General features: G+C 37.0%; 11 protein-coding genes. 8 read left to right on the top strand and 3 right to left on the bottom strand.

What is annotated here, in order from left to right:
- The gene (locus tag JNUCC23_RS06980; RefSeq protein ID WP_454214976.1) at positions 1 to 915 is read left to right on the top strand and encodes a proline dehydrogenase family protein; all 915 of its coding nucleotides are present in this window, start codon (positions 1 to 3) and stop codon (positions 913 to 915) included.
- Positions 916 to 1,014: 99 nt separating this feature from the next.
- Here JNUCC23_RS06980 and JNUCC23_RS06985 read toward each other — a convergent pair whose 3' ends face one another.
- Positions 1,015 to 1,788, bottom strand: a complete 774-nt coding sequence (locus JNUCC23_RS06985) for an SDR family oxidoreductase (RefSeq protein WP_062183349.1) — start codon at positions 1,786 to 1,788, stop codon at positions 1,015 to 1,017.
- A 275-nt stretch (positions 1,789 to 2,063) separates the two neighbouring features.
- On the opposite strand from JNUCC23_RS06985, the gene JNUCC23_RS06990 reads away from it, so the two are divergent.
- From JNUCC23_RS06990 to JNUCC23_RS07010, 5 genes are all read left to right on the top strand, one after another.
- Complete coding sequence (locus JNUCC23_RS06990; protein ID WP_403072896.1) at positions 2,064 to 3,056, top strand: Gfo/Idh/MocA family protein; 993 nt, start codon at positions 2,064 to 2,066, stop codon at positions 3,054 to 3,056.
- A gap of 66 nt (positions 3,057 to 3,122) precedes the next feature.
- Positions 3,123 to 3,425 carry an iron-sulfur cluster assembly accessory protein gene (locus JNUCC23_RS06995; RefSeq protein WP_403072899.1) on the top strand — a complete coding sequence of 101 codons (303 nt, stop codon included), beginning with the start codon at positions 3,123 to 3,125 and terminating at the stop codon, positions 3,423 to 3,425.
- Positions 3,426 to 3,922: 497 nt separating this feature from the next.
- On the top strand, positions 3,923 to 5,365 hold the full coding sequence (locus JNUCC23_RS07000) for a C40 family peptidase (RefSeq protein ID WP_454214978.1): 1,443 nt from the start codon (positions 3,923 to 3,925) through the stop codon (positions 5,363 to 5,365).
- Positions 5,366 to 5,823: 458 nt separating this feature from the next.
- Positions 5,824 to 6,264, top strand: a complete 441-nt coding sequence (locus JNUCC23_RS07005) for a hypothetical protein (RefSeq protein WP_062181943.1) — start codon at positions 5,824 to 5,826, stop codon at positions 6,262 to 6,264.
- Entirely contained in the window at positions 6,252 to 6,542 is a 291-nt protein-coding gene (locus JNUCC23_RS07010; RefSeq protein ID WP_062181941.1) for a YxcD family protein, read from the top strand. Before JNUCC23_RS07005 ends, JNUCC23_RS07010 begins: the two co-directional genes overlap by 13 nt.
- A gap of 133 nt (positions 6,543 to 6,675) precedes the next feature.
- Here JNUCC23_RS07010 and JNUCC23_RS07015 read toward each other — a convergent pair whose 3' ends face one another.
- Both JNUCC23_RS07015 and JNUCC23_RS07020 read right to left on the bottom strand, forming a co-directional pair.
- Positions 6,676 to 8,352 (bottom strand): ABC1 kinase family protein, encoded by a 1,677-nt coding sequence (locus tag JNUCC23_RS07015; RefSeq protein WP_454214981.1) that lies wholly within the window; start codon positions 8,350 to 8,352, stop codon positions 6,676 to 6,678.
- Between the two features lie 21 nt (positions 8,353 to 8,373).
- Complete coding sequence (locus tag JNUCC23_RS07020; RefSeq protein WP_403072911.1) at positions 8,374 to 8,694, bottom strand: phasin family protein; 321 nt, start codon at positions 8,692 to 8,694, stop codon at positions 8,374 to 8,376.
- A 276-nt stretch (positions 8,695 to 8,970) separates the two neighbouring features.
- On the opposite strand from JNUCC23_RS07020, the gene JNUCC23_RS07025 reads away from it, so the two are divergent.
- Positions 8,971 to 10,890, top strand: a complete 1,920-nt coding sequence (locus JNUCC23_RS07025) for a heavy metal translocating P-type ATPase (protein ID WP_062181932.1) — start codon at positions 8,971 to 8,973, stop codon at positions 10,888 to 10,890.
- A 276-nt stretch (positions 10,891 to 11,166) separates the two neighbouring features.
- Positions 11,167 to 12,555: a penicillin binding protein PBP4B gene (pbp4b, locus tag JNUCC23_RS07030; RefSeq protein WP_454214983.1), complete on the top strand. Its 1,389-nt coding sequence runs from the start codon at positions 11,167 to 11,169 to the stop codon at positions 12,553 to 12,555.
- Positions 12,556 to 12,622: the final 67 nt, after the last annotated feature.

The raw sequence follows: 12,622 nt of genomic DNA on the forward strand, positions 1-12,622 counted from the left end.
ATGCTGGCTAACCTTTCGAAAAATTTCTTCTTAAGGGTTTCTCGAAATATACTATTAAACAAGGCGGCGAAGAAATGGGGGCTCAGGTTCGGTGCATCACAAGTAGTTGCAGGTGTGACAATTGAGAGCGCCATGAGAACAGCTCAAGAACTTAATGAAAAAGGTTTAGTATGCACACTTGATCATTTAGGTGAATTCGTTTCAAGTAAAGAAGAGGCCATTGAAGCCACAGAGTATAATGTAAAAACATTGGAATCTATCGCACGAACTGGAGTGAGCAGTCATTTATCCGTTAAGATGACACAGCTAGGCTTGGATATCGATCGGGATTTTTGCATTCAAAATATGAAACGAATTTTGGAAACTGCAAAGCAAACTAATAATTTTGTTCGAATAGACATGGAGGATTACGCGCATTGCCAAATCACACTGGATATTTTTAAGGAACTCCGTGAACTATACGATAATGTTGGAACTGTTATCCAAGCTTATTTATTTCGTGCGAATCAGGATGTATTGGATTTAGAAGGCGCCCGTCTTCGGTTAGTAAAAGGAGCCTACAAAGAATCTCCTGAGGTAGCTTACCAGACTAAGAAAGATGTAGATGATAATTATTTGAAGATCATTAAAACCCATTTACTAAGCGGAAGTTATACGGCAATTGCTTCACATGATCATGAGATTATCGAAAAAGTAAAACAAATTGCCAAAGAAAATAACATACCGAAAGATCAATTTGAATTTCAAATGCTTTTTGGATTTAGACAAGATATGCAAGTGAGTTTGGCGCAGGAAGGCTATACGATGCGTATTTATATTCCATTTGGCGATGATTGGTTTGCATACTTTATGCGGAGAATGGCTGAAAGACCGCAGAATGTATTATTTGGGATTAAGGGTTTATTTTCAAAATAAAAGAACCTAAGCCTGTTAAAGATCTTCCTTTTTAAAAACAGGCTTGATTGGAAAAAAAATATCGTAAAAGTCTTCAAGAATTTGTCATTATTACGGCGATTATAATAATGATTCTGCACCGTCAATATAGATTTCTGTTCCGGTAATATGTGAAGATAGGTCGGATGCCAAAAAAAGAACGAGTTCGCCAACTTGTTCTACAGTGCCTGATTTTTGTTCTAATGGTTGTGCTCCTTCTGGATATTCAATAGGAATTATGATTTTCTTCAAGTTTTCCTCATCAGGGTATGTATTGTCATCGATGTTCGTGTCAATGGCACCAGGGCAGATCATGTTAACCCGGATTTTATATTGTGCAAGCTCTAGTGCCGCCATTTTTCCGAACGCCACTTGTCCGGCTTTTGTTGTGCTATATGCTGCGAAGCCGAAGTTTTTGAATGTCCGATTCCCGTTAATAGAGCTTGTTATGATAATGCTACCGCCATTTTCTTTAAGATAAGGAATCGCATATTTCACGGTTAAGAAGGTTCCCCGCAAATTCGTATGAATTGTGTCATCCCAATCTTCAGGTGTAATATTTTCAATTGGTGCCTTCACACCATTAATACCTGCATTCGCAAACACAATATTAATTTTATCCCATTTTTCCATTACCTCTTTGAAAGCATTCTCGACTTGTTTAGGTTGTGATACATCTGTTTTGACAATGATGACTTCATTTCCTATTGCTTCGATTTCTTTTTTTACTTTGAGAGCATTTTCGTAGGTTCGATCAATCAGTGCAATCTTTGCGCCTTGTTCTGCTAGTTTTAAGGCTGCCCCTCTTCCGATCCCAGAGCTCCCGCCTGTAATAACGGCCACTTGATTCTTCATGAACTTTTCCACTACTACTCAACTCCTTTTTATTTTCAAAAATTACAGTAGATAATTTAAGAATTTTTATTCATGAATATTTTGAATTAGTTACTAGTTATATTTTCCCCATTTCTCTGAAGGCGAAACCATCTCATTGATAAACGTTATTTCAAGTGCTTTAGATAAAAAACTTTTCATCTGACGTATCTTAATAAATAGCGTCATTGAAGGTTTGAGGGTACTATAAAGTAGTTATGATGCATTTATAAATTCAAAATTAAAGGAGTGCGAATATGATTAGATTCGGTATTGTAGGAACAAACTGGATTACAGAACGATTATTAGGAGCAGCAGGTAATCATAAAGATTTCAGCCTAAAGGCCGTATTTTCACGTACGGAAGATCGTGCACGTGAATTTGCCGCTAAATATGAGGTAGAGTTAACGTTTACAGATTTAAACGAAATGGCAGCAAGTGAGGAAATTGATGCGGTGTATATCGCCAGCCCCAACTCATACCACGCCGAGCAGGCAATCCTATTTATGAAGCATGGCAAGCATGTCCTATGTGAAAAACCACTTGCAGCGAATGCTAAGGAAGTAAAAGCGATGATGGAAGCGGCTAAATCTAATCATGTCGTATTAATGGAAGCAATGAAGTCAACCGTTATGCCTAACTACCAAGTGATTCAAGATCATTTAGTTAAACTTGGAAATATCCGCACGTATTTTGCGAATTATTGCCAGTATTCATCGCGGTATGATGCCTATAAAAAAGGAACAGTCTTAAATGCATTTAACCCTGAATATGCAACAGGAGCCTTGATGGATCTAGGTGTATATACAATCTATCCGCTTGTCGCGTTATTTGGAAAACCGAATACAGTTAAAGCTTCAGGATATTTACTAGACACTGGGGCTGATGCACAAGGTAGCATTGTACTAGATTATGATGAGATGCAGGCAACCGTTATGTATTCGAAAATTACCGATTCAACTCTACCTTCAGAAATTCATGGGGAAGATGCTACGATGGTTATCCATCATATCTCGAGCCCTGAGAAGATTGAAATTCGTTATCGAGACGGTTCAATCGAAGATGTCAGTATCCAACAAGAAATGGAGCCGATGTACTACGAAGTGGCTGAATTTATTCAGTTGATTCAATCTAGGAAAACCGAATCAAGTCTGAATTCATGGGACACTTCATTACATGTTATGGAGATCATGGATGAAGCACGTAAACAAATTGGTGTGAAATTTCCAAATGATAACCAGGTGAACTAATTAAGAGACTTCAAATCCCTATTTACAATAATCTATAAGTGCGTGTTCAAACAGGAGGATTATATAATGAATGTAAAAATTAACAGAAATGCTGCAAAAGTTTTAAAAAAAATGTTAAGCAAAGAAGAAGCTGAAGGAAAAATGATTCGTGTTATCATTACACATATGCACGGCAACCATGCTCATTATGATATTACCCTTGATACCCAAACAGAACATGATGAAATTGTAAAAACGGACAAAGAAATAGATATATTACTGGATGCTCGTGAAGTATTCTTAGACGGGGTATGGATTAAATACTTCTATGTACCGCAAGAAGGTTTTGAAATTACGAATCCTTCAAAAGACCATGCACATCATCATTAACATGAAGTGGAAGCTAGTGTCCCTAAAAAAGGGTACTGGCTTTTTTTTAGGTAGTTCATCCATATAATAAAAAGAACTCCTCCGTCTTGATTCTCCAAAACTCTTATAAATAGAAGTAAATAGACCTAGGTAAATAGATTGTTATTCAGCCTTAAGAAGAATTGCAAAATTTTTTCACAATTTAGTTGAAACGTCCTATCATTAACAAACAAAGGAAAATCTTTCTATAATCCACCAATTTTTTCGAAAAAGCGCAAAAAAAGTTGTTTTTTGTAACAATTGAAATATAACTGTAATGAGTTTATTACCATACTGACCAATTATGATGCTATACTCTCTATAGGATAAAAATCGAAACAACTTATTTAGCTTATATATAAATAACCATTAACGAAAAATAATACATAGATTTCTAGTTCCATATATATTCACGATTATGATAGGGAGATAGATTAATTGGCGAATTTGGCTAGAGAAGAAAGCAGGGAAACATGATTTTGAGAAAGAAATTACTTGTGTTAAGTACTACTGCTATGCTTAGTTTGGGAAGTATCGTTGCCGTTCCAGCTGTTCATGCAGAATCCATTAGCGACTTGCAAAACCAACAACAAACCATTCAAGGGCAAAGAAGTGGAGTTCAATCTGAAATAAATGCCGCACTTGCAAAGATTAAAGCACTTCAAATCGAACAAGCTACATTAACAGAGCAAATTCTACGAATCGAACAAGCGATTAAAGACAATAACGCGAAAATTGACGAAACAAAGGTGCAAATTGACGAAACAAATGCAGAAATCAAGAAGCTTAAAGAAGATATTGTAGCCCTTCAAAAACGCATTGAACAGCGTAATGAGGTTTTGAAAGAACGTGCAGTTTCTTATCAAGAGAGCGGCGGTAATGTGAGTTATATTGAAGTATTGCTCGGAGCTACGAGCTTTGGTAACTTCATCGATCGTGTTGGTGCAGTTGCGACTATGGTAGAAGCTGACCAAGATATTTTAACGCAACACGAAGCAGATAAGAAAGAGTTGGAAGAAAAGCAAACGGCCGTTGAAACAAAACTAGCAGACCTTACTTCTATGAAAATAGAGCTTGAAGGCATGCGTGCTCAAATTGAAGAGCAAAAATCTCAGAGCTTACAACTTAGTGCAAGTTTGAAAGGAAAAGAAACAGAAACAGCTACTCTAGTTGCTGACTTGAAAAAACGTGATGCAAACTTAGCGGCACAAGTTGTAAAAATCCAAGGGGATATTACTGCAGAACTAAATCGTCAAGCGGAAATTGCAGCAGCGAAAAAACGTGCTGAAGAATTAGCAGAAAAAGCAGCTCGTGAAGCAGCTAAAAATGCACCGAAAGAATCAACTAAGAAAAAATCTAGCTCAGAACCATCTGTAACAAAATCATCATCAAATAGTTCAACTACAAATAGTTCAAGTAAAAATAGTTCAACTACAAATAGTTCAAGTGAAAATAGTTCAAGTGAAAATAGTTCAAGTAAAAACTATGACAATAATGATGATACAAACACAAGTGTGAGCATTCCACCAAGCCGTAACCTTAGCGCGGCAATTACTGCTGGTAATAAATATATCGGTAATTCCGTTTATGTATTTGGTGGTGGTAGATCGCAATCGGATATTAACAATGGAAGATTTGACTGCTCTGCATTTGTTTACTGGGCATATGCTCAGGCTGGAATCAATCTTGGTTCGGTTGGTAACACTGATACATTGTTGAATTATGGAACTAAAGTATCTGCAAGTGATATGCAACCTGGTGATATGGTATTCTTTGATACTTATAAGAAAAATGGACATGTCGGAATTTATGTTGGTGGCGGTAAATTTATCGGTTCTCAAAGTTCAACTGGCGTTGCGATTGCAAATATGTCAAGCGGCTATTGGGCACAACACTTCAATGGACGAGTTCATCGTTTTTAATAGAATAAGTGATTAGGAGACAGGGATCCTGTCTCCTATTAATTTATCCTCACTACTAGAAAGTTAAACATGAAACTAGTAATATTCCATTTAAAAATTTTGAATCACTATTTCAATAAAATGAAACCTTTTATTTTTTAAGCCGTATATAGTAATGTATATACAGTGAAACTTCCATCAGTGGGCTTTTTCATCCCCCATTGATGGTTAGCCCCGTTCTAGTGTCGCTAGATCTTCGATAAAGCGACACTACGAACTAAGGTTTAATGAATCACAGACTAAGTATGCCGCGTCCGGGGGCAACGTCTGTGTGACCCACATCCTGTGGGCCTCAACTAAACCTCTGCGCATCGGTAAGTTTCACTGTATCTCACCAATCGGGGATTTACAGCCTGTTAAACCGGGATAAAAGTGAGAAGTAAAACTTCTTCACAACAATTTTGAATGGAGGACCATATATGCTAAAGAAAGCAATGACTGCATTTTTGACACTTACACTGATCTTTGCTCCGGTCGGAGGTCATTTTCTTCTTGGACAAGAAGACACAGTAAGCGCTAAGTCATATAAATCAGGAAAAAGATCGTTCGATACGAATCGAAGTACAACCAACAATAATTCTAATATCCAGAGCAACAAGAAGTCTGACGCTACAACTAAATCAAATACAAAAGCAAAGAGTAATCCTATAACTAAAGGGGGATTAATGAAAGGAATTCTTTATGGTGGTATTGCCGGTCTCTTATTTGGTAGCTTATTTGCTAACATGGGTGGGCTTGGAGCGATTTTAGGATTTATGGTGAATTTGATTGCTATTATCATTCTCATCTCAATTATCCGACGCATCTATACTTTCTTTAAAAATAAGAAGAAAGATGATCCTAATCCATGGAGAGGTTAAAAATTTCTGAACAAGATATCATTAATGCCATTTGCATATATATCGCTGATAAGAAACAAGTTACACCAAAAGAAGTCGAAGTGGAATTAATGTATGACGATGATTACGGATTCTCTGCAGAAGTTTATGTCAATGGTAGGCAGCAAATCTTAATTATGTTAAATATTATTGAAGCACTAAGACTTTGGCTTGACCATATGCTTAATCGTGATCCATATGCAGGTATTGAACTTGTACTAGATGATAATGAAGGCATTATCGCCTATGTAAAAGAATAAGAAAAAGCTTAAGGGATTCCCTTAAGCTTTTTCTTATGGAAAATGAGCCTTTTAGTGGAAAAGGGGCGGGGCTTCGCAAAATCAGCTCCGCACCGCCACCTTCATTAAAAGATAGATACATTTCTTGAATTAATCAAAATTTACCTGATTTAAAGATGGAATAGAGTAACCAAATGAGCATAAGAAGTGCAATGCCAAAACCAATTTCGATCGCTGGTAGTCTCCACAATAACGTAGATTGCCCACTGATAGATGAACCTACAATAAGACCAACCATAATAATACTGAATGCGAGAAGAACAATACTAAAAGATAAACGATTACTGATTCGGTCTAACTTTTCTAAAAGTAAATGAATATCTGGCATGGTGATTTCTAACCGAAACTTACCTTTTTTTAATGTATCTGAAAAGTCTTTTATATTTTTAGGAAGTTCAGTAATGATCTCTGTATACTCAATCAGTTGGTTCCACGTGTTTTTAACGATTTTCTTTGGGTGATAGCGGTCTAATAGTAGCCGTTGTCCGAATGGTTCGGCAGCTTGCACCATATTAAAATCAGGATCCAAATCAGCCACAACTCCTTCAACAGTCAAAAGAGCTTTACCAAGCATAGTCATGTCAGCTGGAATTTGTATTTGATGATAAAAAGAAACTGTAAACAGATCATTCACTGCCTCCCCAAGACTAATTTGGCTTAACGGCAAGTGATAATATTTATCTTTAAGTTCATCCACATCGGCTCGAAGTAACGACATGTTTATCTGATCAGGGAGAATCCCCATTTTTGAAATTGCTTTTATGATTCCTGAGGTATCACCACGTTTTAAAGAAATGACGAGTGATGCCAACTGATATTTCATGTCTGAAGTAAGCCGGCCGACCATCCCAAAATCCATGAATACGACTACTTCATCGGGTAAAACCATCATATTTCCTGGATGTGGATCTCCGTGAAAAAAGCCTTCTATTAAAATTTGATGCAACATAGAATTTGTGACACGTTTTGCAATAATTTTGCGATCATATCCGAGAAGATCTAATTCTTTGAGCTGACTAATTTTTGTACCTTTAATATATTCCATTGTTAAGACTTTTTTTGTTGAGAAATCCCAATAAATATCCGGAATGCGAATATTGGCTTGATTATTGAATTGATTAGCTATTTTTTCTGAATTGTTTCCTTCAACATGATAATCAAGTTCTGCCTGCAAAGCTTTCGAAAACTCTTCAATCATTTCATATAGACGATATCTTTTTGCCCAAGAGAGCCTTGATTCCATCAGACGTGCCAAATCTTCAAGGATTTCGATATCTGTCTCAATAATAGGACGTATGTTTGGCCGCTGCACTTTAATCGCAATTTCTTCGCCAGTATGAAGTCTTGCCCAATGGACTTGTCCAATTGAAGCAGTAGCCAAAGGGGTTTCATTAAATTCAGCAAACAGTCGGTCAAGTTGATCGCCAAGTTCATTTTCAATGATGCTATGTACTTGTTCAAAAGAAAAGGGTGGCACACGATCCTGAAGCTTTTCTAATTCAACAATAATATGCTCAGGAATGATATCTCTCCGTGTGCTGGCAATTTGCCCGAGCTTGATGAAGGTAGGACCAAGATCTTCTAGAAAGGTACGAATTCGCTGGCCGATTGTACGGCTAGATACATCATTATTCAAGCCGGCCATTTTTCTAGGTATGCTCAACATCTCCGTTAATCCGAGCTCTTTAACAATATAGCCAAAGCCATTTCTTAGGAAAGCACTAATAATTTCTTGATATCGATGTGCATGTTTCATTCTCTTGCCAAGCATAAGGGCCCCTCCTAAAAACAATCACTCTCTTCGTTCCAATTCTTCAATTCTCCGTTCTAATTTTCTCAATTCATCCTTAGAAACTAGATGAAGTTGATCTAGCGTTTGACTAACTTTTGAAGCGATGATTGAATCCATTTCTTCACGCATTTTCGAACCTTTTTCGATTAGGCGTTCAATAAGTTCTCTCGATTCCCCTTTACTAATTTCTCCTTTTCTAACAAGGTCCTCAACTGATCTTTCAATTTGTTCTTTACTAAAAACGGCTGCCCCTACACCTAATGAGATAAATTGATTAAGTAGATTTTTGATAATAGATCCCTCCGATATTTGAAAAAACATTATTTTCTACATCATACAACATGGACTACTTAAAGGAAAAGAATAACAGTTATAAGTTTTTTGTAATTTATCTTAAATTAGAATTATTATTGTTTATTTTTCTAAAAGTCTATGATATTATATAAATAAATCTAAAGATATTCATAACAAGATACGCAAATACACCGTTTCTGATAAGTTATATGATAAATGATGCTGATTATCTTTCTCAATTGGATCTCGGATAAATGAGAATTGGTATCATTGAGCATTACGAAATTAAGAGGAGGAAAAAAGATGCTTGCCGAAACGAAACACTTACAAAAACCTGCACAATACCAAACTTCATGGCTTGACAAAGTAACACCACATATCGAATTAATTGCTGCTTTATTTAGTGGGGTTCTTATATTATTTGGATGGATTCTTTCTTCTATTGGATTATCAACTACTTCAATCGTAATTTATTTGGCAGCCTTTATTATTGGGGGATATGCGAAGGCAAAAGAAGGCATTGAAGATACCATTGCCGATAAAGAATTGAATGTAGAAATGTTAATGATTCTTGCTGCAATTGGTTCTGCAATCATTGGCTATTGGACAGAAGGGGCTATCTTAATTTTTATCTTTGCACTAAGCGGTGCCTTGGAAACTTATACGATGAATAAAAGCCATAAAGAAATATCTGCACTCATGGATTTACAGCCAGAAGAAGCACTAAGAATTACAGATGGAATTGAAATGAAAGTCGCTGTATCACAGCTTCGTGTCGGTGATCTAATCTTAATCAAGCCGGGTGAACGAGTACCGTCAGATGGGAAAATTAATGACGGGAAGACGAATTTAGATGAAGCTGCGATAACGGGTGAATCCTTTCCTGTTAGTAAAACAGTACATGATGAGGTTTTTGCAGGGACGGTTAATCTTCGTGGGACAATAACTGTTGAAATTACTAAACCAAGTAGTGAAACTCTTTTTCAAAAAATCATTACACTTGTACAATCAGCACAAAGTGAAAAATCACCTTCACAGCTATTTATTGAGCGATTCGAAGGTACCTATGTGAAAGTAGTTTTATCCGTTGTGGCATTGATGATGTTTGCGCCCCATTTCCTGTTAGGGTGGAGTTGGACGGAAACATTTTATCGAGCGATGATATTATTAGTAGTCGCATCCCCATGTGCACTGGTTGCATCGATTATGCCAGCTACATTATCAGCTATTTCAAACGGTGCACGCCATGGTATCTTATTTAAAGGCGGTGTCCACCTAGAGAATTTAGGTAATTTACAAGCAATTGCTCTTGATAAAACAGGTACTTTGACAAAAGGAAAACCTGAGGTAACGGATATTGTACTTCGTGATGACGTGACAGAAGTGGATTTCCTACAACATGTAGCTTCTATTGAAAATTATTCAAACCATCCGTTAGCGTCGGCAATTGTTCGCTTTACAAAAGACAGGATTTCTAAAGAATTAATAAAGCCAGAGGACATGGAAGATATCTCTGGATATGGCGTGCAAGCTTATTTTGGCGGGGTGCAGTGGAAAGTAGGTAGATCGGAATTTGTTGGTCATGAGGAAGCGGAACAATTCCAAAACGGCATTGCACAAGAACTTGCTGAACAAGGAAAAACAATCGTGTTTGCTAGAGATGATAAAGGAATTGCCGGGATTATGACACTTAAAGATGTTGTCCGATCAGAAACGATTGCGGCGATCGAAGCCCTCAAACAAGAAGGTATTCATACGATTATGCTTACAGGTGACGGAGAGAAAACGGCAAATGCGATTGCCTCAGAAAGCCATGTGGATGCCTATATCGCTGAGTGTCTACCTGAAACAAAAGTAGATGAAGTGAAACGGCTGAAAGAGCAATTTGGTACAGTTGCGATGGTCGGTGACGGAATTAATGATGCGCCTGCGCTTGCTACAGCATCAGTCGGAATTGCGATGGGTGAAGGAACGGATGTTGCTTTAGAAACAGCTGATGTTGTTCTGATGAAAAATGATCTTCCGAGGATTGCTGAAGCGGTCAAATTATCAAAAAAAATGAACCGAATCATCAAGCAGAATGTGATTTTCTCCATTACTGTTATCACGCTTTTAATTGCTTCGAACTTCATGCAGTTCCTTGATCTACCGTTTGGCGTGATCGGCCATGAAGGAAGTACAATTTTAGTTATATTAAATAGTTTACGATTACTGAAGAATTAATCATATCACGGCGGTTGTCCCAAATCGAAAGGATCAAACCTCACACTTAATACATCGTTTCTACGTATAAATGACACAAGAAACGATGTATGGAGCGTGAGGTCAGACTCTTTTGGGACAACCGCTTTTTATTATTAAAAAGGATAAATAAAAATGATACGTAAAACACAGGCTATGATGATAAAGGGTATGAATAGGATGTTACTTAATATTATCATTCGGTGATCGTTAATTTGTAGATTAGTTATTTTGAATGTGGAGATGGGGATGAAGAATATGAAACATAACATGTATAAAAAAGGACTAGTGCTATTGGTTCTTCTATTCGTGTTAAGGAGTACACCAGCTTTTTCCTCAACCATTCATCAGGAAAATGTCGATTATACAAAACAGACTGACGATAATCAATGTCAGAATAAAAGTAAATATCCTACACTATCTTCAATAAAAACACCTGAGGATGTAGGGTTTTCTACGAAAGAATTGTCTGAAGTTGATTCATTTATCGAGAATGAAATTAGGAATGGCTTCCCTGGAGCAGCGCTTATCATCATTAAAAATGGAAAAGTCGTGAAAAACACGTCATATGGATACGCAAAGAAATACAATAGCTTCCCCTTTCTAAAGCAGCCACAAAAGATGAAAAAGGATACGATGTTTGACTTGGCTTCTAATACGAAGATGTACGCGGTTAACTATGCTCTTCAAAAACTAGTCAGTGAAGGTAAAATCAATTTAAACCATCCTATTTCACATTATATCCCAGAGTTTAAGGATTCGCCGAATGATGTGATCAATGCAAAGGAAACATTGCGTATTGTCGATCTGCTCCATCATATTGCGGGTTTCCCTTCGAGTGTTCATTACTATAATCCTGAGCAGGCAGGCGCATTATTCACACAAGACCGTAAAGAGATGTTGGATAAGATCATTAAAACGCCATTACAATCTATCCCCGGTACAACTCAAATATATAGTGATATTGATTATATACTTCTAGGTTTTATTATTGAAAGAGTAACTGGTCAAAAACTAGACCAGTATGTCGAAAACACAATATATAAGCCGCTTGGATTGAAGCACACAGTCTTTACGCCATTAAAAAAGGGCTTCAAAGAACAAGATTTTGCAGCGACCGAGCTAAACGGTAATACCCGTGACGGATATCTAATGTTTCCTAATATGAGAACGTATACTCTGCAAGGTGAAGTACATGATGAAAATGCATACTATTCAATGGATGGGGTTTCGGGACATGCAGGATTGTTTAGTAATACGCACGATCTTGCAGTACTTCTTCAGGTAATGCTGAATGATGGGGGATACGATAACACAAAGCTATTCGATAAAGAAACGATTGACGTATTTACAACACCATCTGAGCTGAATCCGACATTCGGTCTTGGGTGGAGGCTTAATGGGGATGAAAGCATGAACTGGATGTTTGGCGAGTATGCAGGTGATAAGGTAATTGGTCATACAGGGTGGACAGGTACAATAACTGTCATTGATCGGGAAAATAATTTGGCGATCGCTCTTTTAACGAACAAGAAGCATTCGGCTGTTATTGATCATCTTGTCGATTCAAATTGGTTTTATGGGGACATGTTCAGCATTAGTACGTATGGTAGTGTTATAGGCAAGATTTATGAAGCATTGAAATGATGAATCTCGATTATTCCCAATTTTGATGACGTTCTATATTTGACATAAATTTGTAGAAAGTAAGTAT

It is taken from the genome of Peribacillus sp. JNUCC 23, assembly GCF_053653995.1.

Excerpts from the sequence above, each read along its gene's own strand:
- JNUCC23_RS06980 (WP_454214976.1), top strand. The coding sequence starts at position 1 with ATGCTGGCTAACCTTTCGAAAAATTTCTTCTTAAGGGTTTCTCGAAAT.
- JNUCC23_RS06985 (WP_062183349.1), bottom strand. The coding sequence starts at position 1,788 with ATGAAGAATCAAGTGGCCGTTATTACAGGCGGGAGCTCTGGGATCGGA.
- JNUCC23_RS07010 (WP_062181941.1), top strand. The coding sequence starts at position 6,252 with ATGGAGAGGTTAAAAATTTCTGAACAAGATATCATTAATGCCATTTGC.
- JNUCC23_RS07015 (WP_454214981.1), bottom strand. The coding sequence starts at position 8,352 with ATGCTTGGCAAGAGAATGAAACATGCACATCGATATCAAGAAATTATT.
- JNUCC23_RS07025 (WP_062181932.1), top strand. The coding sequence starts at position 8,971 with ATGCTTGCCGAAACGAAACACTTACAAAAACCTGCACAATACCAAACT.
- JNUCC23_RS07005 (WP_062181943.1), top strand. The coding sequence starts at position 5,824 with ATGCTAAAGAAAGCAATGACTGCATTTTTGACACTTACACTGATCTTT.
- JNUCC23_RS06995 (WP_403072899.1), top strand. The coding sequence starts at position 3,123 with ATGAATGTAAAAATTAACAGAAATGCTGCAAAAGTTTTAAAAAAAATG.
- JNUCC23_RS06990 (WP_403072896.1), top strand. The coding sequence starts at position 2,064 with ATGATTAGATTCGGTATTGTAGGAACAAACTGGATTACAGAACGATTA.
- JNUCC23_RS07020 (WP_403072911.1), bottom strand. The coding sequence starts at position 8,694 with ATGTTTTTTCAAATATCGGAGGGATCTATTATCAAAAATCTACTTAAT.
- pbp4b (WP_454214983.1), top strand. The coding sequence starts at position 11,167 with ATGAAACATAACATGTATAAAAAAGGACTAGTGCTATTGGTTCTTCTA.